Below are 25,602 nucleotides of genomic sequence, written 5' to 3' on the forward strand. Positions count from 1 at the left end.
TGCAGCCCTCACGGCAGCAGCAGTTCGATACCCTGCTTGCGGATGCCATCAGCGGCGGCCGGTGCGAGGGCGTTGTCCATGCATCGGCGCCTATACCGAAGAGCAGCTATTGGCATGGACGGCTGATGCGGCTGCGGATGGCTATTACACACCGATGCGTTCATGACTTGGAGCAAGAGAGGCCGGTCACGGGTTCTGAAGAATCCATCATCCCTCAAACGCAAAAACGGCACCGAAGGTGCCGTTTATGTTTTCTGCAATCTACCGCTACACGATCAACCCGCCAACCCCGACTGTTGAACCAACGTCAGCAACGGCTGCGGATACACACCGAGGAAGAACGCCAGTACGGCGATGGCCAGCAGCATCACGCCGCCTGCCTTCTGTTCCCAGTGCAGCTCGGCATCGTGGCGACGCAGGTTCGGTTCCATCAGGTAGAGGGTGACCATCACGCGCAGGTAGTAGAACACGCCGATGGCGCTGCCCAGCACCAGGGAGCCGACCAGCCACCATTGGTGAGCCTCGACGCCGGTGGCGATGATGTAGAACTTGCCGATGAAGCCGGCGGTCAGCGGGATGCCGGCCAGGGACAGCATCATCACGGTCAGCACGGCGGTCAGGTACGGACGGCGCCAGAACAGGCCGCGGTATTCGTACAGGGCGTCGGCGTCGCGGCCGTTGTACGGCGAGGACATCAGGGTGATCACGCCGAAGGCGCCGAGGCTGGTGATCACGTAGGTGACCAGGTACACGCCGATGGCTTCCACGGCCAGGCCCTTGCTGGCGATCAGGGCGATCAGCAGGTAACCGAAGTGGGCGATGGACGAGTAACCCAGCAGACGCTTGAGGTTGCTCTGGGTCAGCGCCAGCAGGTTGCCGAACAGGATCGACGCAATGGCGATGATGGTCAGTACGTTGCTCAGCACACCGCTGCTGGCCACTGGCGAGATCTGGAACAGACGCACCATCACCGCGAACACCGCCACTTTCGATGCCGTAGCCAGGAACGCCGCCACCGGCGCCGGGGCGCCTTCGTAGACGTCCGGGGTCCAGAGATGGAAGGGCACCAGCGACAGCTTGAACGCCAGGCCGATCAGCATCATGCCCAGGCCCAGTTGGGCGATTGGGCTAGGCAGGCCGGTGGTCGCCAGGGCCTGGCCGATACCGACGAAGCTCAGGGTGCCGGCTTCGGCGTAGAGCAGGGCCATACCGAACAACAGGAACGCGGAACCGGCGGCCGACAGCACCATGTACTTGATGCCGGCTTCCAGGGAGCGCTTGTTGAAGAAGGCGTAGGCCACCAGGCCGTAGACCGGTACCGACAGCAGTTCCAGGCCGATGAACAGGCTGGCCAGGTGCTGCGCGCTGACCAGGACCAGGCCACCGGCGGCGGCCATCAGGATCAGCAGGTACAGTTCTTCGCGGTTACCCGGGTAACCCGAACCGCCATCGCCGAGGTAGGCGTGGGCGAGGGTGACACAGGCCAGGGTGGCGACCAGGATCAGCGCCATGTACAGGCAGGCGAAGCTGTCGATCTGTATCAGTGGGGTGACTGCCAGCGGTGCGACTTTCAAGGCCGGCAGGATCGACAACAGGGCCAGGTTCAGCCCCGCCACCGACAGCAGGAAGGTCTGTGAGTGATTGCGCCGCCAGGCGATCGCCAGCATCACCACGATGATCGTGGCGCTGGTGATCAACAGCGGTGCAAGCGCGATAAAGTGTTGAATCGTGAATTCCATAGCGCTCTTACCGGGCCGAAGCGAGTTGAGAGAAGGCGGTGCCAAGCCACTGCTGCACGCCATGCATCGTGGCGGCAGAAGTGTCGAGGAACGGCTGCGGGGAAACGCCGAGGTAAACCAGCAGCACCGCAAGGCCGAGCACCATGATCAGTTCGCGACCATCCATGCCACGCAACACTTCGTCCGACTTGGACGGGCCGAAGTAGGCACGGTGGATCATGATCAGCGAGTAGACCGAACCGAACACCAGGCCAGAAGTAGCGATGGCAGTGATCCATGGGGCGCTGACGAACGAGCCGATCAGGATCAGGAACTCGCCGACGAAGTTGCCGGTACCCGGCAGGCCCAGGGAAGCGGCCGCGAAGAACAGGCTGATGGCCGGCAGGTAAGCGATGCGCGACCACAGGCCACCCATCTCACGCATGTCCCGGGTGTGCAGGCGTTCGTACAATTGGCCGCTGAGGATAAACAGCGCCGCCGCCGACAGACCGTGAGCCAGCATCTGGATCACCGCGCCTTGCAAGGCCAGCTGGCTGCCGGAGTAGATCCCGATCAGCACGAAACCCATGTGCGAGACGCTGGAAAACGCGATCAGGCGCTTGATGTCGGTCTGGGCGAACGCCAGGAACGCACCGTAGAAAATCCCGATCAGGCCCAGGGTCATGGCAATCGGCGCGAACTCGGCCGAGGCATTGGGGAACAGCGGCAGGGCAAAGCGCAGCAGGCCGTAGGCGGCCGTCTTCAACAGGATACCGGCCAGGTCCACGGAACCGGCGGTCGGCGCCTGGGCGTGGGCATCCGGCAACCAGGAGTGGAACGGCACCACCGGCAGCTTCACCGCGAAGGCGATGAAGAAGCCGAGCATCAGCACGTACTCGGTGGTCTTGGACATCTGCACTTTCAACAGGTCGGCGTAATTGAACGTAATCACGCCGGTGTTGTTGAAGTTGACCAGCACCAGCCCAAGGATCGCCACCAACATGATCAGGCCGGAAGCCTGGGTGAAGATGAAGAACTTGGTCGCCGCGTAGATCCGGGTTTTCTTGCCGTCCGAAGAACTGTGACCCCAGAGCGCGATGAGGAAGTACATCGGCACCAGCATCATTTCCCAGAAGAAGAAGAACATGAACAGGTCCAGCGCCAGGAACACGCCGATGACGCCGCCCAGGATCCACATCAGGTTCAGGTGGAAGAAGCCGACGTGACGCTGGATCTCTTTCCAGGAGCAGAGTACCGAGAGGATACCCAGCAGACCAGTCAGCAGGATCATCAACAGCGACAGGCCGTCGAGGGCCAGGTGAACGCTGATGCCGAAGCGCGCGATCCAGACGTGCTTGAACTCAAGCGCCCAGGTCGGATCGGCGCCAGGGGCCGGAGCAAATGAATAGTCGCCGGTCGCCCACAGCCAGAGGCCGAGCGCGAGTTCCAGGGACATGGTCAGCAGCGCAATCCAGCGCGGGAGCGTGGAGCTGGAACGCTCCGCGATCCAGCACAGCAGGCCGCCGATGAAGGGGATCAGGATTAGCCAGGGCAGAATCATGACGGGCTCGTTTCCTTTCGCAAGTTCGCAAGGTTCATATCAGACCGCTACCAGCACGATGGCGCCGATAACCAGCACGGCGCCAGCCGCCATGGAAGCCGCATACCAACGCAGTTGACCGGTCTCGGTACGGCTCAGGGCAGTGTGGCCGCCCTTGGCCATGCGCGGGATCAGGCCAATGGTCTGGTCGAGCGGGTCTTTGCGCAGAATGTGGCTGATCGCAAGGTATGGCTTGACGAACAGTTTGTCGTAGATCCAATCGAAGCCCCAGGCGGCGAACCACCAGGCCGACAGGAACCGCCCGATGCCGCTGTTGGCGATGGCCGTGACGAAACGGCGCTTGCCCAGGAACAGCAGGGCCGCCAGCAGGATACCCGCCAGGGCAATGGCACCCGAGGCGATTTCCAGGCTGTGCTTGGCTTCGCCACCGGCATGGCCGACGCTTTGCGGCAGCACATCGGCCAGCGGTGGGGTGATCATGGCGCCGACGAACGTCGACAGCACGATCAGCACCGACAGCGGCAGCCAATGGGCAATGCCATGGCCGGCGTGGGCTTCGGTCTTGGCTTCACCATGGAACGCGATGAAGATCAGGCGGAAGGTGTACAGCGAGGTCATGAACGCACCCACCAGGCCGGCGTACAGCAGGCCTTGGTTACCGCTGGCGAACGCTTCCCAGAGGATCTCGTCCTTGGAGTAGAAACCGGCAGTGACCAGTGGCAGGGCCGCGAGGGCCGCGCCGCCAACGATGAAGCTGGCGTAGGCCAACGGCAGTTTCTTCCACAGGCCGCCCATCTTGAAGATGTTCTGCTCGTGGTGGCAGGCAACGATCACCGCACCGGAGGCAAGGAACAGCAGGGCCTTGAAGAAGGCGTGGGTCATCAGGTGGAAGATCGCGCCTTCCCAGGCACCCACGCCCAGGGCCAGGAACATGTAGCCGATCTGGCTCATGGTCGAGTAGGCGAGGATACGCTTGATGTCGGTCTGGACCAGGGCGGCAAAGCCGGCCAGTACCAAGGTCACGCCACCCACGATGCCCACCAGGTGCAGGATATCCGGCGCCAGGGCGAACAGGCCGTGGGTACGGGCGATCAGGTAGACACCGGCGGTCACCATGGTCGCGGCGTGGATCAGTGCCGAGACCGGGGTAGGGCCGGCCATCGCGTCCGCGAGCCAGGTTTGCAGTGGCAGTTGCGCCGATTTACCGACAGCACCACCGAGCAGCATCAGGGTAGCCAATACGATCCAGAAGTCGCCGACCTTGAAGTGCTCCGGCGCCTTGACCAGCAGTTCCTGGATATTCAGCGTGCCCAGTTGCTGGAACAGGATGAACAGGCCGATGGCCATGAACACGTCGCCGATCCGGGTCACGATGAACGCCTTGAGCGCTGCGTTACCGTTGTTGCGGTTGCTGTAGTAGAAACCGATCAGCAGGTATGAGCACAGGCCCACGCCTTCCCACCCGAAGTACAGGAACAACAAGTTATCGCCGAGCACCAGGAACAGCATGCTGGCGATGAACAGGTTGGTGTAGGCGAAGAAGCGCGAGTAACCGGCTTCACCGCGCATGTACCAGGAGGCGAACAGGTGGATCAGGAAACCCACGCCGACCACCACGCCGAGCATGGTCACCGACAGGCCGTCCAGGTAAAGGGCGAAGTTGGGCGTGAAGCCTTCCACCGCCATCCACCGCCACAGCACCTGCACGAACACACCGCCTTCAGGCGCAGCGACGTTGAATTGCCAGATCACGTAGGCCGTGACGAGGGCAGACAGGCCGATGGAACCCACGCCAACCAGCGCCGAAAGGTTTTCCGACCAGCGTCCACGGGAGAACGACAGCAGCAGGAAACCGATGAGGGGAAATACGAAAGTCAAAAAGAGAAAGTTCATCCGCGCATCTCGCTGGCAGCGTCGATATCGAGAGTGTGGAAGCGGCGGTACAGCTGCAACAGGATCGCCAGGCCGATACTGGCCTCGGCGGCTGCCAGGCTGATCACCAGGATGAACATGATCTGTCCATCCGGCTGCGCCCAGCGAGCGCCCGCGACGATGAAGGCCAGGGCGGAGGCATTCATCATGACCTCCAGGCTCATCAGCACGAACAGAATGTTGCGGCGGACCATCAGGCCGACCAGACCGAGACAGAACAGGATGCCGGCAACCGCCAGACCATGCTCGAGAGGGATAGCAGGCATGTGATTACTCCTTCGCCTCGTTACGGCCCAAATGGAACGCCGTGACGGCTGCGGCAAGCAGCAGCATCGAGGCGAGTTCGACCACCAGCAGGTACGGACCGAACAGGCTGATGCCCACGGCCTTGGCGCCTACGGTGGTGTGGCCGATGGCCTGGCCGCTCTGGTGAGCGAACAGCACATACAGCAGTTCACCCAGCAGCAGGGCGGACAAGATCACCGGTCCGGCCCAGATGCCAGGCTTGAGCCATGAACGTTCCTGCTGGACCGCGGCCGGGCCGAGGTTGAGCATCATCACCACGAACACGAACAGCACCATGATGGCGCCGGCGTAGGCGATCACTTCCAGGGCACCGGCAAACGGCGCGCCGAGGGCGAAGAAGGTCATGGCCACGGCGATCAGCGAAATGATCAGGTAGAGCAGGGCGTGCACGGGGTTGGTGTTGGTGACCACACGAAGCGTGGACACCACCGCGATACCCGATGCGAAATAGAAAGCGAATTCCATCTTTCTTCCTTAAGGCAGCAAGCTCTTCACGTTGATCGGTTCGGCTTCGTTCTGCGCGGCGCCTTTTGGCTTACCGGCAATGGCCATACCTGCAACACGATAGAAGTTGTAATCAGGGTTTTTACCGGGACCGGAAATCAGCAGATCTTCTTTCTCGTACACCAGGTCCTGACGTTTGAACTCGGCCATTTCGAAATCCGGCGTGAGCTGGATCGCGGTGGTCGGGCACGCTTCCTCGCAGAGGCCGCAGAAAATGCAGCGCGAGAAGTTGATGCGGAAGAAGTCCGGGTACCAGCGACCGTCTTCGGTTTCAGCTTTCTGCAGCGAGATGCAACCCACCGGGCAAGCCACGGCACACAGGTTGCAGGCTACGCAGCGTTCTTCGCCGTCGGGGTCGCGGGTCAGGACGATGCGGCCGCGGTAACGCGGTGCCAGGTAGACCGGCTCTTCCGGGTACTGCAGGGTGTCGCGCTTGCGAAAGCCATGACCGAAGATCATGACCAGGCTTCGCAGTTGGGTACCGGTACCCTTAACGATGTCGCCAATATATTTGAACATGGGTCAAATCCTCACTGAACCGCGGCCGCAGGCGCGTTCATCAAAACGATCGCAGCGGTCACCAGCATGTTGATCAGGGTCAGCGGCAGGCAGAATTTCCAGCTGAAGTCCATCACCTGGTCGTAGCGCGGGCGCGGGATAGAGGCGCGCAGCAGGACGAACAGCATGATGAAGAACGCGGTCTTCAGGGCGAACCAGACGAAGGACAGTTGCGGCAGGATGCCGAACGGACCGTGCCAGCCACCGAAGAACAGCGTGACCAGCAGCGCCGAGATCAGGATGATGCCGATGTACTCGCCGACGAAGAACATGCCCCATTTCATGCCGGCATATTCAATGTGGTAACCGTCGGCCAGTTCCTGCTCCGCTTCCGGCTGGTCGAAGGGGTGACGGTGAGTCACGGCCACGCCAGCGATGAAGAACGTACAGAAACCGAAGAACTGCGGAATGATGAACCACAGGTTCTGGGCCTGGTACTCGACGATGTCGCGCATGTTGAACGACCCGGCCTGGATCACGATGCCCATGAGCGCCAGGCCCATGAACACTTCGTAGGACACGGTCTGGGCCGAAGCCCGCAGGCTGCCCAGCAGGGCGAACTTGTTGTTGCTCGACCAGCCGGCGAACAGCACCGCATACACCGACAGGCCGGCCATGGCGAAGAAGAACAACAGGCCGATGTTCAGGTCCGCCACACCCCAGGTCGGGGTGATCGGGATGATCGCGAAGGCGATCAGCAAGGCGCTCATGGCCACGACCGGTGCCAGGGTGAAGATCACCTTGTCGGCAAACGGTGGCGTCCAGTCTTCCTTGAAGAACATCTTGATCATGTCGGCGGCGATTTGGAACATGCCGAACGGGCCGACGCGGTTCGGACCGTAGCGGTCCTGCCACCAGCCCAGCAGGCGACGTTCGACGAAGCTCAACAGTGCGCCTGCGACCACCACGGCCAGCAGGATCACGATGGCCTTGAGGACCGTCAGGATCACATCGATCACTTCAGGGGTGAACCAGCTCATTGCGCTGCCTCCTGCAGACCGTCGACGGTTTTGCCGAAAATCGCCGGTGGGATGCCCGCCAGGCCAGCCGGCAGGGCCACCAGGCCGGCGCCCAGTTCTTCATTGATGCGCAGCGGCAAGCGCAAGGTCTGGCCGGCCACGTTCAGGCTCAGCAAGGCACCATCGTTGACGCCCAGGCGGTCGGCTTCGGACTTGGCCAGCGACACGTAGGCGGCCGGGATGCGTTCTTGCACCGGTGCGGCCTTGGAAGAGTTCTCTTCGCTGCCGAACAGGTGATGGAACGGCACGACTTGCCAAGTGCCCGGTGCCGGGTTGAAGGCGCGTGGGACGCTGGCGAACCAGCTCAGGCCATCACCCTGGCTTTCGATCAGGCGCGTGCCCGGGTCGCCAGCACGCAGGTGACCACCGACTTCGTCCTGGAACTTGTTCCAGGCCTGCGGCGAGTTCCAGCCCGGCGACCAGGCGAACGGCACTTGCGAGCGCGGTTCGGCGGAGCCCGAGTAACCTTCCATGGAGAACGAGAACGCGGTGTCCTTGTCCTGGGAGGTACGGGGTTCGTGGACGCTGATGTCGGCGCGCATCGCGGTGCGACCGGAGTAGCGCAGCGGTTCGCGCGCCAGTTTCAGACCCTTGATGCGGAACGAGGCTGATGGCGCCGCATCGACGATGCGAGCCAGTTGCAGGCTGCTCGAAGCGACGGCGGCGGTGACGTGGTCCAGTTGCGTCCAGTCGATCGGCTGGTTCAGCAGGGTGGCGCGCAGGGCGTGCAGCCAGCGCCAGCCCTCGTGGACCAGGATGCTGGCGTCCAGGTAAGTCGGATCGAACACTTGGAAGAAGCGCTGGGCGCGACCTTCCTGGCTGACCAGCGTACCGTCGCCTTCGGCGAAGCTCGCCGCCGGCAGCACCAGGTGGGCGCGGTCGGTGGTGGCGGTTTTCTGGTGGTCGGCGACGATCACCACTTTCGCGGCGTTCAGGGCGGCGTCCACACGGGCTTTGTCGGTGCGGGTGTACAGGTCGTTTTCCAGCACCACGAGGGCGTCGGCACTGCCGTCGATCACCGCTTGCAGGGCGGCGTCCACCGATTCGCCACCAAGCATGGCCAGGCCGAGGCTGTTGGCTTCCGGCACGATCAAGCTGATGGAACCGTTCTTCTCGCGCAGCTTCAAGGCCTTGGCGATGTTGGCGGCGGCTTCGATCAGCGCCTTGGAACCCAGGGAGGTGCCGGCGATGATCAATGGGCGCTTGGCCGCCAGCAGGGCGTCGGCAATGCGTTGGGCGAGGGCGGCTGCTTCGCTGTCCAGGCCTTCGACGGCCGGGGCGCTGGCGTCCAGGGCGTGAGCCACGGCGAAACCGATGCGCGCCAGGTCGTCAGGAGCGGCGTGGACGCATTCTTCGGCCACATCGTCGAGCTTGGTTTCGGCGAGGCTGGCGATGAACAGCGGATTCAGCGCGTGCTGGCCAATGTTCTTCACGGCGGCGTCGAGCCACGGCTGGACGCGCATGGCATCGGCCATGTCTTCGGCCTTGCCCTTGACGGACTGGCGCAGGGCCAGGGCCATGCGGGCGGCGGTCTGGGTCAGGTCTTCGCCAAGGACGAACACGGCGTCGTGGTCTTCGATGTCGCGCATCGTCGGTACGGGCAGTGGGCTGTCCTTGAGCACTTGCAGCACCAGGCGGATGCGTTCCAGCTCGCCGGCTTCGATGCCACTGTAGAAGTGCTCGGCGCCGACCAGTTCACGCAGGGCGTAGTTGCTTTCCAGGCTGGCCCGTGGCGAACCGATGCCGACGATGTTGCGGCCGCGCAGCAGCTCGGCAGCCTTGTCCAGCGCTTCGTCCAGGCTCAGCTTGGCGCCGTTGGCCAGCAACGGTTGGCGTGGACGATCGGTGCGGTTGACGTAGCCATAGCCAAAACGGCCACGGTCACACAGGAAGTACTGGTTCACCGAACCGTTGAAGCGGTTTTCGATGCGACGCAGTTCACCGTAGCGCTCACCCGGGGAGATGTTGCAACCGCTGGAGCAGCCATGGCAGATGCTCGGCGAGAACTGCATGTCCCACTTGCGGTTGTAGCGCTCGGAGTGGGTCTTGTCGGTGAACACACCGGTCGGGCAGACCTCGGTGAGGTTGCCGGAAAACTCGCTTTCCAGGGTGCCGTCTTCAACGCGACCGAAGTACACGTTGTCGTGGGCACCGAACACGCCCAGGTCGGTGCCGCCGGCGTAGTCCTTGTAGAAACGCACGCAACGGTAGCAGGCGATGCAGCGGTTCATCTCGTGGGAGATGAACGGGCCGAGGTCCTGGTTCTGGTGGGTGCGCTTGGTGAAGCGATAACGGCGCTCGTTATGGCCGGTCATCACCGTCATGTCTTGCAGGTGGCAGTGACCACCTTCCTCACAGACCGGGCAGTCGTGGGGGTGGTTGGTCATCAGCCATTCGACGACGCTGGCGCGAAACACTTTCGCTTCTTCGTCGTCGATGGAGATCCAGCTGCCGTCGGTGGCGGGGGTCATGCAGGACATGACGATCCGACCACGCTTGTCATTTTCGTCGGTGTACTGCTTGACCGCGCACTGGCGGCAAGCGCCAACGCTGCCAAGGGCGGGGTGCCAGCAGAAATAAGGAATGTCGAGGCCCAGCGACAGACATGCCTGTAACAGGTTGTCTGCGCCATCGACTTCGAGCTCTTTGCCGTCTACGTGGATAGTGGCCATGGTTCAAAGTTCTTCGTTGGCCCGGTGTCAGCGGGCGTGGCTAATGGAATCTTGTTATTCGTCCGAATCCAAACAGCCTCGGTGAAAAGGCGTCATCGGACGAAAGGCGAAGGGCACGGACCCTTCGCCTTGTTAAGCGTCGTTACGCGCCGACCATGGTCGGCGTGACCACCTGATTGAGATCCCCGGCGCGCGTTGGCGCGATGCCGGCCTCGAATTCAGGGCGGAAATATTTGATCGCGCTGCCCAGCGGTTCCACGGCACCCGGTGCGTGAGCACAGAAGGTCTTGCCTGGACCGAGGAAGCCCACCAGGCCCAGCAGGGTCTCGATGTCCCCGGCCTGGCCTTCGCCGTTTTCAATGGCCCGCAGCAGCTTGACGCTCCAGGGCAGGCCATCGCGGCAAGGGGTGCAGAAACCGCACGACTCACGGGAGAAGAACTCTTCCATGTTGCGCAGCAGGGACACCATGTTGACGCTATCGTCCACCGCCATCGCCAGGCCGGTGCCCATGCGGGTGCCCACCTTGGCGATGCCGCCGGCATACATTTGTGCGTCCAGGTGCTCCGGCAGGAGGAAACCGGTACCGGCGCCGCCAGGCTGCCAGCACTTGAGCGTGTAGCCGTCGCGCATGCCACCGGCATAGTCTTCGAACAGCTCACGACCGGTGATGCCGAACGGCAGCTCCCACAGGCCAGGATTCTTGACCTTGCCGGAGAAGCCCATGAGCTTGGTGCCCATGTCTTCGCTGCCGTCGCGGGCCAGGGATTTGTACCAGTCGACGCCGTCGGCAATGATCGCCGGCACGTTGCACAGGGTCTCGACGTTGTTCACGCAGGTCGGTTTGCCCCACACGCCCACGGCCGCAGGGAAGGGCGGCTTGGAGCGCGGATTGGCGCGGCGGCCTTCGAGGGAGTTGATCAGCGCGGTTTCTTCACCGCAGATGTAGCGTCCGGCGCCGGTGTGGACGAACAGTTCGAAATCGAAGCCGCTGCCCAGGATGTTCTTGCCCAACAGGCCGGCGGCCTTGGCTTCTTCCACGGCACGGTTCAGGTGCTTGGCGGCGGTGGTGTATTCGCCACGCAGGAAGATGTAGCCCCGGTAGGTCTTCAGCGCACGGGCACTGATCAGCATGCCTTCGATCAGCAGATGGGGCAGTTGCTCCATCAGCATGCGGTCTTTCCAGGTGTTGGGTTCCATTTCATCCGCGTTGCACAGCAGGTAGCGGATGTTGATGGATTCGTCCTTGGGCATCAGGCCCCACTTCACGCCAGTGGGGAAGCCCGCGCCGCCACGGCCTTTAAGGCCGGAGTCTTTCACGGTCTGGACGATGTCGTCCTGGGCCATGTCGATGAACGCTTTGCGCGCGGCGGCGTAACCGTTCTTGGCCTGGTATTCGTCCAGCCACACCGCTTCGCCGTCGTCACGCAGACGCCAGGTCAGGGGATGGGTTTCGGCCGAGCGCTGGATGCGGTTGGCGGGCCCGAAGGAAGTCAGGGTCATACGTAGCCCTCCAGCAGTTTGGCGACGCCAGCGGGTGCAACGTCACCGAAGGTGTCGTCGTCGATCATCAGCGCCGGTGCCTTGTCGCAGTTGCCCAGGCAGCACACCGGCAGCAGCGTGAAGCGGCCGTCGGCAGTGGTCTGGCCCAGGCCGATGCCCAGCTTGCTCTGGATTTCGCTGACCACCGATTCGTGGCCGCCGATGTAGCAGACCATGCTGTCGCAGACGCGAATGATGTGTCGGCCCACAGGCTGGCGGAAAATCTGGCTGTAGAAGGTGGCGACGCCTTCTACGTCGCTGGCCGGGATGCCGAGGATCTCGCCGATGGCGTAGAGCGCGCCATCGGGCACCCAGCCACGTTCCTTCTGAACGATCTTCAGGGCTTCGATCGACGCCGCGCGCGGGTCTTCGTAGTGATGCAGCTCGTGCTCGATGGCCGAGCGCTCGGTTTCGCTCAGGGCGAAACGGTCTGTCTGGATAAGCGTGCTGTTCATGCTTAGCGGTCCACGTCGGCCATAACGAAATCGATACTACCCAGGTACGCGATCAAGTCCGCGACCATGCTGCCTTTGATCACCGAAGGGATCTGCTGCAGGTGCGGGTAGCTTGGGGTGCGAATCCGGGTGCGGTAGCTCATGGTGCCGCCGTCGCTCGTCAGGTAATAACTATTGATGCCCTTGGTCGCTTCGATCATCTGGAAGGATTCGTTGGCCGGCATGACCGGGCCCCACGAAACTTGCAGGAAGTGCGTGATCAAGGTCTCGATGTGTTGCAGCGTGCGCTCTTTGGGCGGCGGCGTGGTCAGCGGGTGATCCGCCTTGTACGGGCCTTCCGGCATGTTGCGCAGGCATTGGTCGATGATTTTGATGCTCTGGCGCATTTCCTCGACGCGAACCATGCAGCGGTCGTAGGCATCGCCATTGACCGCCAGCGGGACTTCGAATTCGAAGTTTTCATAACCGGAGTAAGGGCGTGCCTTGCGCAGGTCGAAGTCGCAACCGGTGGAACGCAGGCCGGCACCGGTGACACCCCATTCCAGGGCTTCCTTGGTGTTGTAGGCGGCGACCCCGACGGTACGACCCTTGAGGATGCTGTTCTGCAAGGCGGCCTTGGTGTATTCGTCCAAGCGCTTGGGCATCCACTCGACGAAGTCCTTGACCAGTTTCTCCCAACCACGGGGCAGGTCGTGGGCAACGCCACCGATGCGGTACCAGGCCGGGTGCAGGCGGAAACCGGTGATGGCTTCGATCACCGTGTAGGCCTTCTGGCGGTCGGTGAAGGTGAAGAACACCGGGGTCATGGCGCCCACGTCCTGGATGTAGGTGCCCAGGAACAACAGGTGGCTGGTGATACGGAAGAACTCGGCCATCATGATGCGGATGACGTCGACCTTCTCCGGCACCTTGATCCCGGCCAGTTTCTCGACCGAAAGCACGTATGGCAGGTTGTTCATCACCCCGCCGAGGTAATCGATGCGGTCGGTATAAGGGATGTAGCTGTGCCAGGACTGGCGCTCGCCCATCTTCTCGGCACCACGGTGGTGGTAGCCGATGTCCGGGACGCAATCGACAATCTCTTCGCCATCGAGCTGCAGGATGATGCGGAACGCACCGTGGGCAGAAGGGTGGTTCGGGCCCAGGTTGAGGAACATGTAGTCCTCGTTCGCGCCCGAACGCTTCATGCCCCAGTCTTCAGGCTTGAAACGTGCAGATTCTTCCTCGAGCTGTTGCTTGGCCAGGGTCAGGCTGAACGGGTCGAATTCGGTGGCACGGGCCGGGAAGTCCTTGCGCAGCGGGTGACCTTCCCAGGTCGGCGGCATCATGATGCGGGTCAGGTGCGGGTGGCCGGGGAAGTCGATCCCGAACATGTCCCACACTTCGCGTTCGTACCAGTTGGCGTTCGGCCAGATACCGGTCACGGTCGGCATGCTCAGGTCGCTCTCGGATAAAGCGACCTTGATCATTACGTCACTATTACGCTCGATCGACAGCAGGTGATAGAACACGGTGAAGTCGACGCCGTCGGGCAGCCCTTGGCGCTTGGTGCGCAGGCGCTCGTCCACGCCGTGCAGGTCATAGAGCATGACGTACGGCTTGGGCAGGTTGCGCAGGAAGGTCAGGACTTCGACGAGTTTGGCGCGGGCAACCCAAAGCACCGGCATGCCGGTGCGGGTCGGCTGGGCGGTGAACGCCTCGGGGCCAAAACGGTTGTTCAGTTCGACGACCACATCCTGGTCGTCTGCCTTGTAAGGCGGGATGTACAGAGCACTGCCTGTAGTCATGGTTATTTATCGCTTTCGGTCAACGTAAAGAATGAAGCCAGGTTCTCGTTTCTATGGAAGGAACAGAGCTGGATCAGACTTCGTCGGGGCTGCGCAGGTTGGTGACTGCGATACGCTGTTCGCGGCGCTGTTCCTTTTGCGATGGCATCTCGGCGCGATAGACGCCTTGATCACCAACGACCCAGGACAGTGGGCGACGCTCCTGGCCAATCGACTCTTGCAACAGCATCAAGCCTTGCAGGAACGCTTCAGGGCGAGGCGGGCAGCCGGGCACGTAGACGTCCACGGGCAGGAACTTGTCCACCCCTTGAACGACGGAGTAGATGTCGTACATGCCACCGGAGTTGGCGCACGAACCCATGGAGATAACCCACTTCGGCTCGAGCATTTGCTCGTAGAGACGCTGGATGATCGGCGCCATCTTGATGAAGCAGGTACCGGCGATAACCATGAAGTCCGCCTGGCGTGGCGATGCCCGGATCACTTCGGCGCCAAAGCGCGCGATGTCGTGGGGCGCCGTGAAGGCGGTGGTCATTTCCACGTAGCAGCACGAAAGGCCGAAGTTGTACGGCCACAGGGAGTTCTTGCGACCCCAGTTGACCGTGCTGTTCAGCACGTCTTCGAGCTTGCCCATGAAGATGTTTTTGTGGACTTGATCTTCTAACGGATCAGCGACGGTTTCCCGCTCGCCGATCGGATACTGCTCGTTAGGAGCATCGGGGTCGATCCTGGTGAGATTGTATTGCATTGCCAAAGCCTCATTGTTTCAGCTTCGCTTGCCGCTTGCGCCGAGCTTCCGGAGCCCAATCAAGTGCCCCCACCCGGTAAAGGTAGACAAGACCTGCCAACAGAATTGCTATGAAAACGAGAGCTTCGACGAATCCGGTCCAGCCGCTTTCGCGGACGGACACAGACCATGCAAAGAGAAAGAGGGCTTCGATATCGAAGATCACGAAGAGCATCGCGACCAGATAGAATTTGGCTGAGAGCCGCAAGCGGGCGCCACCGGTAGGTAGCATGCCGGACTCGAACGGTTCGTTTTTGCTGCGGCCCCAGGCTCGTGACCCAAGGAGGCTCGACACACCGAGCATGAAGGCACACAGGCCGACGACGCCCAGAAGGAAAATGGCAAAGCCCCAGTTGTGGGCCATGAGTCCTGTCGCTTCGGGCATGCTGGAAATCCTTAACAGAGAGCAAAGGTCTCTGAGCTTGAAAAGAAATAACGCAGTGACGATATGTCGCAGCAATCAATCGCGGTGATTTTATGGCTAAACACCGGGCAAGTAAAATTCCTATAGCGAAATTATTTATTGGAATAAGGACATAGCACACCTCCGGAGCCCCGCGACCCCGGCCTGGCGGGCATTGGCGGTGGATTCATCAATAATATTTCGCTTCGAATGTAACAATGGCCACGCCTTTCAAATGATAATTATTATTGTTTGGGTGGGCTTTCGCCTGGAACCTTCAAGTAATGACTGAGAACTTGTCTTACATGGCCGCTACTGAACTCGTCGGCGCCGGCCGTTTTACTCTTTTTCTGACTGCCCGATACTGCGTTCGATCAATTTTTTTATCAGTTTGCTGATCCTTGTGGGAGCGGGCTTGCTCGCGAAGAGGGCGGGTCAGAAACGCATCTGTCAGCTGACACACCGTTTTCGCGAGCAAGCCCGCTCCCACAGGGTAATGCTGTGCACTTAAGGCAATCGACAAAACCCGTGGCGAGGGAGCTTGCTCCCGCTGGGCCGCGAAGCGGCCCCAAAACCTGCCAGATGCGGAGCATCAGACACGCCGCACCCGCCGGTTTACGACTGCTTCGCAGCCGAGCGGGAGCAATCTCTGGCCACAGGTCCATCATCTTTCTTAAATGACCAGCATTAGCTCCCACAGAGGGGTGTGTTGTCTGTCAAAGCGTAGGCGAAAAAAAGCCCCGAACCAGTCGGGGCGTCAGATCGTCGGCTTTGCGGTTAGCTTTTATTCGGTCCGCAAGGGCCGTTTGCGTCGTGGATCAGTGGAACTGTTCTTCTTCGGTCGAACCGGTCAGTGCAGTCACCGACGAGGTGCCGCCCTGGATTACGGTGGTCATGTCGTCGAAGTAGCCGGTGCCCACTTCCTGCTGGTGAGCCACGAAGGTGTAACCCTTGGCGGCGTCGGCGAATTCCTGCTCTTGCAGCTTCACGTAGGCGGTCATGTCGTTGCGAGCGTAGTCGTGCGCCAGGTTGAACATGCTGTGCCACATGTTGTGGATGCCGGCCAGGGTGATGAACTGGTGCTTGTAGCCCATGGCGGACAGTTCGCGCTGGAACTTGGCGATGGTCGCGTCGTCCAGGTTTTTCTTCCAGTTGAAGGAAGGCGAGCAGTTGTACGACAGCAGTTGGTCCGGGTATTCCTTCTTGATCGCTTCGGCGAAGCGACGGGCTTCGTCCAGGTCCGGCTTGGCGGTTTCGCACCAGATCAGGTCGGCGTACGGCGCGTAGGCCAGGCCGCGGGCGATGGCCTGGTCGAGACCGGCGCGCACCTTGTAGAAGCCTTCCTGGGTGCGGGTGCCCGTCACGAATGGCTGGTCGTACGGGTCGCAGTCGGAGGTCAGCAGGTCAGCGGCGTTGGCGTCGGTACGGGCCAGGATGATGGTCGGTACACCGGCAACGTCGGCGGCCAGACGGGCAGCGGTCAGTTTTTGCACGGCTTCCTGGGTTGGAACCAGTACCTTGCCGCCCATGTGGCCGCACTTCTTCACCGAAGCCAGCTGGTCTTCGAAGTGAACGCCGGCGGCGCCTGCTTCGATCATGCTTTTCATCAGCTCGTAGGCGTTCAACACGCCGCCGAAACCGGCTTCAGCGTCAGCCACGATCGGCGCGAAGTAGTCGATGTAGCCTTCGTCGCCCGGGTTCTTGCCGGCTTTCCACTGGATCTGGTCGGCACGACGGAACGAGTTGTTGATGCGCTTGACCACGGTTGGAACCGAATCCACCGGGTACAGCGATTGGTCGGGGTACATCGATTCGGCGGAGTTGTTGTCCGCAGCCACTTGCCAGCCCGACAGGTAGATCGCCTGGATACCCGCCTTGACTTGTTGCACGGCCTGGCCGCCGGTCAGGGCGCCCATGCAGTTGACGAAATCTTTCTCGGGGCGGAAGGATGGCTTGGCGCCCTGGGTCACCAGGTTCCACAGCTTCTCGGCGCCCAGTTTCGCAAGGGTGTGCTCAGGTTGAACCGAGCCACGCAGACGGACGACGTCAGCAGCGGAATAGTTGCGCTTCACGCCTTTCCAGCGCGGGTTTTCAGCCCAGTCTTTTTCAAGGGCTGCAATTTGCTGTTCGCGTGTCAGTGCCATGGAGATAAACCTCGTCGCATAGGTCTGGGGTGGAAAATTCCTTGCTCCTGCCGACTGCCATCAAAGGCGGGTAAGGCGGCTCGCTGGCCAGGGGGCCGGGCGCACAAGTCGGTTGAGGCGAGGAGGCGACGGGATGAACGATGGGCTCGAGGGGAAAGTGAGCAGGTAGAGGCGAACTGCGGGCGCATTCGGGCGTCGTGGGCCTTCATACGAACTCAGAGTGATGCCGGGTTACCTAGTTACGCTTCCGTCCCTCGGGACAACTTCGTTCCAGTCGCAACCTCGTCAAACACACCTTGTGGGCGGTACAGACACGAATCGGCTCGCAGGGTAGTTGCAAGCGTCGACCCGAAGGCCCTTGCCAGGGCCCCTGATTAGCGGGAGCGAGGCCATCATGCCTTCGGTTTTTTGCCTCGTCAAACGTTTTGTAGTGCTTTTTTTATAGCACTACATCTTTGGTCTAATACGACTCATCAGTCAGTTTTTGGTGCTTCAGTTCAGGGTATCGACCTTGACCCGTAAAATCATGTCGTCCCGGCCTTGGGTCGAGTAGCTGCGGGTCAGACCCTGTTTGTCGGCCTGGTTCTGCCGATTCACGCCGGCCAGGGTGATCCATTCTCCCAGGCGCCCGCTGACCGTTGTGTCGGTACTCTGAATGTTCACTACATCGGGACGTTCCTGGCTCATGCGGTCACGGTTGGTACTGATGCTCAGATGAACGGTCTCGCCGGTGACGCTGGCGGTGACATAGAAACCCTGGGTGACGTTGCGGTATTCAGTCTGGCTTTGCATGCGGCCGTAGTTGTCAGTCTGATTGCTGGTGAATGGCACGCTTTGGCCGACCTGGATCAGTGCGGGCTGGCCTTCACTGGCTTGTACCTGCTGCACGCCGCCCTCACGGCTGACGGTGCTGCGGTTGATGATGCGGGTCTGGCTGGGGGCGGCGCCGTTGATCGAGTAGCCCTGGTCGCCTTGCAGGTTGTTTTCGTTGGTGTCGACGGTGATCAACAAGCGCTTGGGGGCGGTGTCCAGTTGGGCGAGGAACTGCCTCAGCTCTTCGATCTTGCCGGGCTCGGCATTGACGATCAGTTGGTTGCCGTAGGCGCTGACCTGGCCGTCCTTGCCGATGAAGTTCTGCGCCACCGGCAGCAGGTCTGCGCTGGTGCGGTAGTTCAGTGGCACGACTTGCGTGTCGGCCATGACCGCCAGGCTGCAGCCGAGCAGCAGGGTGGTCAGCAGGGTGCGTAAGGACATGTCCATTTCTCCGCGAGACAAAGGCTTGATATTGCCAGTTTGTCGGCCCCGGTTGGGGCAAGTTGAATGGTAGACGGCAAAACGCCCCGGCATCGAAGGATGGCGGGGCGTTCTGGTGTGCTGCGCAGTTGTGGCGAGGGAGCTTGCTCCCGTTGGGTCGCGAAGCGGCCCCAAAATAGAAGGGCCGCTACGCAGCCCAGCGGGAGCAAGCTCCCTCGCCACAGGATATTGCGTTGCTGCTTCCAGCGGGTGTCAGGCCGAATGCCGCACCATGTCCACGTGAGGAATCCCGGCTTCCAGGAATTCCTCGCTGACCACCGCAAAGCCCAGCCGCTCATAGAACGGCGTGGCATGCACCTGGGCGCTGAGCATCTGCTGCTTGAGCCCGCGTTTCTCGGCTTCGGTAATCACGGCGTGCATCAGCGCGTCGCCCACCTTCAGCCCGCGCCAGTCCTTGAGGACCGAGACGCGACCGACATGGCCATCGGTCAGCAGGCGCGCGGTGCCGATGGGAAAGTCACCCTCGAACGCCAGGAAGTGCACGGCCCCCTGGTCGTCGGCATCCCATTCCAGCTCGGGCGGGACGGACTGTTCGGCAATGAACACGGTCTCACGAATGCGCCGGATCTCGGCGTTATCCTTTTGCCAGTCTGCGACACGAACGTGGATTTTATTCATCGGCGAACCCCAGGCTGCCTTGCTTGACCAGCTCGCAGATCAGGCCGCGACCGTCTTCATCGGCCAGCCATGGGCCGAGGTTCTCGATGTGCAGGGCGTCGGCGGCGCAGATCATTTTCAACAGCTCGCGCAGCTTGCCCGGCAGGTAGCGGCTCTGGCCGCTGGCGAACAGCAGCAGGTCATCATCGACTTCCGACCAGGCCAGGCGGGCACTCGGGTTGCGGATGATCACCGCGCCTTGCTCCAGGCCGGCCAGCAGATCGTCTTCTTCCAGCTCTGGGCCCACTACCAGTTCCGGGTAGCGCGGTTCGGTCATGAACTGGCCGAACCAGGTCAGCAGCAAGCGCTCGTCGCTCATGTGCTCGGCCAGCAAACCCTTGAGGCGGTCGAGGGCGTCGTGCTGGATCTGGTGCGGGTCGGCGACCGGGCGGGCGTCGGCGTCGGTGTAGCGTTCTTCGTCCGGCAGGAACTGGCTGAGGAAGTCGGTGAAGTGGGTCAGCACTTCGGCGGCGCTCGGTGCGCGGAAGCCCACCGAGTAAGTCATGCAGTCATCCACGGCCACGCCGCAATGGGCCAGGCGCGGCGGCAGGTAGAGCATGTCGCCCGGTTCCAGGGTCCACTCGTCGGTGGCCTCGAAGTCGGCGAGGATGCGCAGGTCGGCGTGCTCCAGCAGCGGGCTTTCGGAGTTGCACATCTGGCCGATTTTCCAGTTGCGCTTGCCATGGCCCTGCAGCAGGAACACGTCGTAGTTATCGAAATGCGGACCCACGCTGCCACCCGGGGCGGCGAAGCTGATCATCACATCGTCGATGCGCCAGCTCGGCAGGAAGCGGAAGTGCTCCAGCAGTTCGCTGACTTCCGGCACGAATTGATCGACAGCCTGCACCAGCAGTGTCCACTCGCGCTCCGGCAGCTTGCTGAATTCGTCTTCGGCGAACGGGCCGCGACGCAATTCCCAAGGGCGTTCGCCGTGTTCGATCACCAGGCGCGACTCGACTTCTTCTTCCAGGGCCAGGCCAGCCAGTTCATCGGCGTCGATCGGGCTTTCGAAGTCAGGAATCGCCTGACGGATCAGCAATGGTTTTTTCTGCCAGTAGTCGCGCAGGAACTCCCGTGCCGTGATGCCGCCCAGAAGTTGCAGTGGAATGTCAGGATTCATGTGTAACCTATTGAAAAAATATACTTTTCAGACGCGAATAAAAACGCCCGGCGCGGCCGGGCGTCTCAAAGGTAAAAGCCGTGGATCAGATGCGCTTGGCTTGTGCCGCTGCGTTGCCGATGTAGCTGGCCGGCGTAAGCTTCTTCAGCTCTTCGCGGGCTTGGGCCGGCATGTCCAGGCCATCGATGAAAGTCTGCAACGCTTCAGGGCTGATGCCCTTGCCACGGGTCAGTTCTTTCAGCTTTTCATACGGGTTTTCGATGTTGTAGCGACGCATCACGGTCTGGATCGGCTCAGCCAGGACTTCCCAGCAGGCGTCCAGGTCGGCGGCGATTTTCTGCTCGTTCAGTTCCAGCTTGCTGATGCCCTTGAGGCTGGCTTCGTAGGCAATGACGCTGTGGGCAAAACCGACGCCCAGGTTGCGCAGCACGGTGGAGTCGGTCAAGTCGCGCTGCCAGCGGGAGATCGGCAGTTTGCTCGCCAGGTGCTGGAACAATGCGTTGGCGATGCCCAGGTTGCCTTCGGAGTTTTCGAAGTCGATCGGGTTGACCTTGTGCGGCATGGTCGACGAACCGATTTCGCCGGCGATGGTGCGCTGCTTGAAGTAACCCAGGGAAATGTAGCCCCAGATGTCGCGGTCGAAGTCGATCAGGATGGTGTTGAAGCGCGCGATCGCATCGAACAGCTCGGCAATGTAGTCGTGGGGTTCGATCTGAGTGGTGTACGGGTTGAAGCTCAGGCCCAGCTCGTCTTCGATGAAGGCGCGGGCGTTGGCTTCCCAGTCGATGTCCGGGTAGGCCGACAGGTGGGCGTTGTAGTTGCCCACTGCGCCGTTGATCTTGCCCAACAGTGGCACGGCGGCGACTTGGGCGATCTGGCGCTCCAGGCGGTAGACCACGTTCGCCAGTTCCTTGCCCAGGGTGGTCGGCGAAGCCGGCTGGCCGTGGGTGCGCGACAGCATCGGGACGTCGGCGAAGCGGATCGCCAGTTCACGGATGGCCTGCGCGGTCTGGCGCATCAGCGGCAGCATCACCTCATCACGGCCTTCGCGCAGCATCAGCGCGTGGGACAGGTTGTTGATGTCCTCGCTGGTGCAGGCAAAGTGGATGAACTCGCTGACGTTGGCCAGTTCCGGCAGCTTGGCCGCCTGCTCCTTGAGCAGGTATTCGATGGCCTTGACGTCGTGGTTTGTGGTGCGCTCGATCTCTTTCACACGCTCGGCGTGCTCCAGCGCAAAATTGTCCGCCAGGGTGTTCAGTACCGCGTTGGCTTCGGCGGAAAACGCCGGCACTTCGCTGATACCAGGGTGGGCGGCCAGGCGCTGGAGCCAGCGCACTTCAACCAGGACGCGGGCACGGATCAGGCCGTACTCGCTGAAAATCGGGCGCAGGGCCTGGGTTTTGCCGGCGTAGCGGCCGTCAACAGGGGAAACCGCAGTGAGCGAAGAGAGCTGCATGGGGTGTTCTCGGACAGTCGGGCAACGAAATGGGGCGCGTATCATACATGAAATCCATCGCCGGTCCGTCGCCAACTGACCGGCGTATTACGCGTAACGAGATAAAGCTGTCATGTGGCGAGGGAGCTTGCTCCCGCTGGGCTGCAAAACAGCCCTCAAAAATCCACAAAAAAACCGGTCGAGGCGATTTATTCGCTGCGCATCAACGGGTAAAGCTCCTTGAGCAATTTGCGCCGGCTGATCACCAGTTGCCAGCGATGACCACCCAGTTGCCGCCACAGGCGTGCCGAGCGAATCCCGGCCAGCAACAGCGCGCGAATTTTCGAGGCATTGCTCGGCTGCTGCAGGTTGCGCATGTCGCCATGCACCTGGATGCGTTGGCGCAAGGTGCTCAGGGTGTCCTGGTACAGCGCGCCGCAGGCGGCAATGACGTTTTCGTGAGACGGGCCGAAGTGCTCGACCTGGGACTGGATCTGCGGCAAGCGTTTGCCGATGGTGTCCAGCAGGTCGTCGCGCTTGGCCAACTGGCGCTCCAGGCCCAGCATCGACAGGGCGTAGCGCAGCGGTTCGCGTTGCAGGGCGCTGGGATCGCGCTCCAAGGCGCCGACCAGCGCGCGGTAACCCTCGCGCAGGTTTAGGTCATCGCCGCCGTATACCTCCAGGGTGTCCTTGGGGTCGCGAACCAGCAGGCTGCCGAGCATGCAGCCCACGCCCGCTTCGGTGGCCTGGCCGGTCTTGGCAATCCTGTCCACCAGCACGGCGGCGAGAAACACACCGCCCAATGCCGTCAGCTGTTCCTGGATAGGCGTCATGCCTTGCTGCTCCAGGGCTCGGCGACTTCGATCACGCCGCCGCCCAGGCAGATTTCGCCGTCATAGAACACGACGGACTGGCCGGGCGTGACCGCCCGTTGCGGGTCGTCGAACGTAGCGCGATAGCCCGTGGCGGTTTTTTCCAGCGTGCATGGCTGGTCGCTCTGGCGATAGCGGACCTTGGCCGTCAGGCGACGCGGTTCGCTCAGATCGACCGGGTTGACCCAATAGATGTCGGAGGCGAGCAGGGCGCGGGAAAACAACCAAGGATGGTCGTTGCCTTGGCCGACGATCAGCTCGTTGTGCTCCAGGTCCTTGATCAGCACGTACCACGGCTCTTCACCGGCGTCCTTCAGCCCGCCGATGCCCAGGCCCTGGCGCTGGCCGATGGTGTGGTACATCAGGCCATGGTGGCGGCCGATGACCTCGCCTTCGGTGGTCTTGATCTCGCCTGGCTGGGCCGGCAGGTATTGCTTGAGGAAGTCGCTGAAGCGGCGCTCGCCAATGAAGCAGATGCCGGTGGAGTCTTTCTTCTTGGCGGTGGCGAGCTCGTGTTTTTCGGCAATCGCACGCACTTCAGGCTTTTCCAGCTCGCCTACCGGGAACAGGGTCTTGGCGATCTGTTCGCCGCCGACGGCATGCAGGAAGTAGCTCTGGTCCTTGTTCGGGTCCAGGCCCTTGAGCAGCTCGGTGCGCCCATCGATGTCACGGCGGCGCACGTAGTGGCCGGTGGCGATCAGGTCGGCACCCAGCATCATGGCGTAGTCGAGGAACGCCTTGAACTTGATCTCGCGGTTGCAGAGGATGTCAGGGTTCGGCGTGCGACCGGCCTTGTATTCGGCCAGGAAGTGCTCGAACACGTTGTCCCAGTACTCGGCGGCGAAGTTGGCGGTGTGCAGTTTGATGCCGATCTTGTCGCACACGGCCTGGGCGTCCGCGAGGTCGTCCATGGCGGTGCAGTATTCGGTTCCGTCGTCTTCTTCCCAGTTCTTCATGAACAGGCCTTCCACCTCATAACCCTGCTCGATCAGCAGAAGGGCGGAAACGGAAGAGTCCACGCCGCCGGACATGCCGACAATGACGCGCTTCTTGGATGTGTCAGAAGGGGCTGGATCACGCATGGGAATTTATGAGTGTCTTGAAAAAGGACGCGATTCTATCAGGCCCGGGCGCGCAAGGCTAAAGAGAAGGACGGATCAGCGCCAGGCTGTGGCGATGGCCGGCCAGGTAATCGTCGATGCAGCGGATGATCAGCTCGCTGCGCCAATGATCGCGCTGTCCGAGCAGTTCGTCGTGACTTAGCCACTTGGCGCCGAGAATGCCGTCGTCCAGTTGATAGTCGGGGCGATGGTTCAAGGCCTTGGCGGCAAAACACACGCGCTGGTAGGTGACGCCATTACTGGGGGCGGTGTACAGGTAGATGCCCACCACGTCCGTGGGTTCGACGTCCCAGCCGGTTTCTTCCAGGGTTTCGCGCACGGCCGCTTCGATCAGTGTTTCGTCAGGGTCCAGGTGGCCGGCAGGCTGGTTGAGCACCGCGCGTCCGCCCTTGGACTCTTCCACCATGAGGAAGCGGCCGTTGTCTTCGACGATGGTGGCGACGGTGATGTGGGGTTGCCAGTTCATGGGAGTCCTTATCTTGAAATTGGAATGCAGGCCGCTGTGGGCAGAGCTTGCTCGCAATAGCAACGGGTTACTCGATATTAAACGAATGATGAATCGCCGTCCCGAGCAAACTCCCATGCAGGTGATTGAGTCCTCCTGTCAGTGACCTGAATGTTGAGTTCAATTGCCCTTCTGGGCGCTAAGCAAGGTATGGCTATTCCTACAGAGCGATGCATATCGCATTCGGATAGTATTTGTCGAGGTAAGGAAAGTCTCGTAGGTCACAAAGTTTGCCTGTGCCTGCAAATGATCTGATTGTAATGGTTACCTGTTTTTTTGAAGTGTCGTGGTCAAATTCGATGATGGCAGTTGCGTCCGAAAACCCATCTTCTATCGTCAGGGTCGTTACGCCAGGTGGATAGCTTTTGTCCGGTGTCAGGTAGAAGTCGGTAGACATCGTCCCAACGAGCTTGTTAATTTTTTGTATTTCTCCTGGTGGGTATTCTTGGTATACGTCGCAGCCTGAAAGATAGAGCGTGACGTTACCTAGAAAAGAAAATCTGTCCGTGGGGTTGATAACGACTTGTAGGGCCTTTTTTTTCGGGGCAGGAAGCACGGGGCTGGTTGAAGGATGTTTGACGGCCTGGTCGTTGATTTGGATCGCGAGCCATTCGACCTTGTCTGACTGTTGGTCGAATTTTTTACCGGGTCTGTGCATTTCAAGTTGAATTAACCCTGGAAAGTCCTCGAAGACAATAGAGGGAGCCCTGACGCTTGCGCCGGGTGAGTTGGTTGAATAGATAACTTGATTTCCGAATTTGTTTAAATTGAATGTGTAGGTGGTGTCTGGGCTTGTAAAGGTTAGTTGTTGTGTGGTGGGGATGTAGTTATATATCTGTCCATGGCGATTGGGGCGGATGTCTGTAGAGCAGCGTAGGGCGTAATGGTCGGGAAATTCCTCTATTTTAGGGTATTCAAAAGGCTCATCAAGGCCCTCTCTCCTGAATAGGGTGGGAGAGCCTCGCAGTGGTTGGAGGTCTAAATTCCCAATGGTGAAGGGTATTTGAGCGTTCATAATGACTTGCGCAGTCTTTTTCACGGTGTATTTCCTCAGTCTATGAGTCAGGTAGTGAGTTTTAAGTGCGTGTTTTTCGCTGAAAACTCAAACTATCTAGGAAGGACTGCTATCGCTACGTAGCCGATGTAAGCAATCCGGTTTCGCTCACTTGAGGTCGATACACCTGCAGGCAAT

General features: G+C 61.0%; 22 protein-coding genes. All 22 read right to left on the bottom strand.

What is annotated here, in order from left to right:
- Nucleotides 1-275: 275 nt before the first annotated feature.
- Entirely contained in the window at nucleotides 276-1,739 is a 1,464-nt protein-coding gene (gene nuoN, locus AD663_RS09215) for an NADH-quinone oxidoreductase subunit NuoN (protein ID WP_003180040.1), read from the bottom strand.
- Between the two features lie 7 nt (nucleotides 1,740-1,746).
- Nucleotides 1,747-3,279 carry an NADH-quinone oxidoreductase subunit M gene (gene nuoM, locus AD663_RS09220; protein ID WP_003180042.1) on the bottom strand — a complete coding sequence of 511 codons (1,533 nt, stop codon included), beginning with the start codon at nucleotides 3,277-3,279 and terminating at the stop codon, nucleotides 1,747-1,749.
- Nucleotides 3,280-3,318: 39 nt separating this feature from the next.
- Nucleotides 3,319-5,172, bottom strand: a complete 1,854-nt coding sequence (nuoL, locus tag AD663_RS09225) for an NADH-quinone oxidoreductase subunit L (protein WP_003180044.1) — start codon at nucleotides 5,170-5,172, stop codon at nucleotides 3,319-3,321.
- The gene (nuoK, locus tag AD663_RS09230; RefSeq protein WP_003180046.1) at nucleotides 5,169-5,477 is read right to left on the bottom strand and encodes an NADH-quinone oxidoreductase subunit NuoK; all 309 of its coding nucleotides are present in this window, start codon (nucleotides 5,475-5,477) and stop codon (nucleotides 5,169-5,171) included. Before nuoK ends, nuoL begins: the two co-directional genes overlap by 4 nt.
- A 4-nt stretch (nucleotides 5,478-5,481) precedes the next feature.
- Complete coding sequence (gene nuoJ, locus AD663_RS09235; RefSeq protein WP_003180049.1) at nucleotides 5,482-5,982, bottom strand: NADH-quinone oxidoreductase subunit J; 501 nt, start codon at nucleotides 5,980-5,982, stop codon at nucleotides 5,482-5,484.
- Nucleotides 5,983-5,991: 9 nt separating this feature from the next.
- Entirely contained in the window at nucleotides 5,992-6,540 is a 549-nt protein-coding gene (gene nuoI / locus AD663_RS09240) for an NADH-quinone oxidoreductase subunit NuoI (RefSeq protein WP_003180051.1), read from the bottom strand.
- Between the two features lie 11 nt (nucleotides 6,541-6,551).
- A complete protein-coding gene (nuoH, locus tag AD663_RS09245) occupies nucleotides 6,552-7,559 on the bottom strand; it encodes an NADH-quinone oxidoreductase subunit NuoH (protein ID WP_003180054.1) in 1,008 nt (335 codons plus the stop codon).
- A complete protein-coding gene (gene nuoG, locus AD663_RS09250; RefSeq protein ID WP_053213596.1) occupies nucleotides 7,556-10,270 on the bottom strand; it encodes an NADH-quinone oxidoreductase subunit NuoG in 2,715 nt (904 codons plus the stop codon). The genes nuoH and nuoG overlap by 4 nt, the downstream gene beginning before the upstream one ends.
- 142 nt (nucleotides 10,271-10,412) lie before the next feature.
- Nucleotides 10,413-11,771 carry an NADH-quinone oxidoreductase subunit NuoF gene (gene nuoF / locus AD663_RS09255; protein ID WP_003180058.1) on the bottom strand — a complete coding sequence of 453 codons (1,359 nt, stop codon included), beginning with the start codon at nucleotides 11,769-11,771 and terminating at the stop codon, nucleotides 10,413-10,415.
- Nucleotides 11,768-12,265, bottom strand: a complete 498-nt coding sequence (nuoE, locus tag AD663_RS09260; protein ID WP_024779316.1) for an NADH-quinone oxidoreductase subunit NuoE — start codon at nucleotides 12,263-12,265, stop codon at nucleotides 11,768-11,770. Before nuoE ends, nuoF begins: the two co-directional genes overlap by 4 nt.
- A gap of 2 nt (nucleotides 12,266-12,267) precedes the next feature.
- Nucleotides 12,268-14,052: an NADH-quinone oxidoreductase subunit C/D gene (gene nuoC / locus AD663_RS09265; protein ID WP_053213597.1), complete on the bottom strand. Its 1,785-nt coding sequence runs from the start codon at nucleotides 14,050-14,052 to the stop codon at nucleotides 12,268-12,270.
- Nucleotides 14,053-14,125: 73 nt separating this feature from the next.
- Nucleotides 14,126-14,800 carry an NADH-quinone oxidoreductase subunit B family protein gene (locus AD663_RS09270; protein WP_003180065.1) on the bottom strand — a complete coding sequence of 225 codons (675 nt, stop codon included), beginning with the start codon at nucleotides 14,798-14,800 and terminating at the stop codon, nucleotides 14,126-14,128.
- Nucleotides 14,801-14,810: 10 nt separating this feature from the next.
- Nucleotides 14,811-15,224, bottom strand: a complete 414-nt coding sequence (locus tag AD663_RS09275) for an NADH-quinone oxidoreductase subunit A (protein WP_003180067.1) — start codon at nucleotides 15,222-15,224, stop codon at nucleotides 14,811-14,813.
- Nucleotides 15,225-16,060: 836 nt separating this feature from the next.
- Entirely contained in the window at nucleotides 16,061-17,386 is a 1,326-nt protein-coding gene (gene aceA / locus AD663_RS09280) for an isocitrate lyase (RefSeq protein WP_053213598.1), read from the bottom strand.
- Between the two features lie 492 nt (nucleotides 17,387-17,878).
- Nucleotides 17,879-18,640, bottom strand: a complete 762-nt coding sequence (locus AD663_RS09285; RefSeq protein ID WP_053213599.1) for a secretin N-terminal domain-containing protein — start codon at nucleotides 18,638-18,640, stop codon at nucleotides 17,879-17,881.
- 252 nt (nucleotides 18,641-18,892) lie between these two features.
- Nucleotides 18,893-19,318, bottom strand: coding sequence for a GNAT family N-acetyltransferase (locus AD663_RS09290; protein WP_003180072.1), 426 nt, complete (start codon nucleotides 19,316-19,318; stop codon nucleotides 18,893-18,895).
- Entirely contained in the window at nucleotides 19,311-20,477 is a 1,167-nt protein-coding gene (locus AD663_RS09295) for a cupin domain-containing protein (protein WP_003180074.1), read from the bottom strand. Before AD663_RS09295 ends, AD663_RS09290 begins: the two co-directional genes overlap by 8 nt.
- Nucleotides 20,478-20,562: 85 nt before the next feature.
- The gene (purB, locus tag AD663_RS09300) at nucleotides 20,563-21,933 is read right to left on the bottom strand and encodes an adenylosuccinate lyase (protein WP_003180075.1); all 1,371 of its coding nucleotides are present in this window, start codon (nucleotides 21,931-21,933) and stop codon (nucleotides 20,563-20,565) included.
- A gap of 188 nt (nucleotides 21,934-22,121) precedes the next feature.
- Nucleotides 22,122-22,745, bottom strand: coding sequence for a high frequency lysogenization protein HflD (hflD, locus tag AD663_RS09305; protein ID WP_003180077.1), 624 nt, complete (start codon nucleotides 22,743-22,745; stop codon nucleotides 22,122-22,124).
- Complete coding sequence (gene mnmA / locus AD663_RS09310) at nucleotides 22,742-23,866, bottom strand: tRNA 2-thiouridine(34) synthase MnmA (protein ID WP_003180079.1); 1,125 nt, start codon at nucleotides 23,864-23,866, stop codon at nucleotides 22,742-22,744. Before mnmA ends, hflD begins: the two co-directional genes overlap by 4 nt.
- Nucleotides 23,867-23,924: 58 nt before the next feature.
- Nucleotides 23,925-24,371: an NUDIX hydrolase gene (locus AD663_RS09315; protein WP_003180081.1), complete on the bottom strand. Its 447-nt coding sequence runs from the start codon at nucleotides 24,369-24,371 to the stop codon at nucleotides 23,925-23,927.
- A 199-nt stretch (nucleotides 24,372-24,570) separates the two neighbouring features.
- Nucleotides 24,571-25,449, bottom strand: a complete 879-nt coding sequence (locus AD663_RS09320) for a hypothetical protein (RefSeq protein WP_033045966.1) — start codon at nucleotides 25,447-25,449, stop codon at nucleotides 24,571-24,573.
- Between the last annotated feature and the right edge of the window lie 153 nt (nucleotides 25,450-25,602).

Origin of the sequence: Pseudomonas sp. Q12-87 (assembly GCF_001269755.1) — a bacterium.
Classification (GTDB): domain Bacteria; phylum Pseudomonadota; class Gammaproteobacteria; order Pseudomonadales; family Pseudomonadaceae; genus Aquipseudomonas; species Aquipseudomonas fluorescens_S.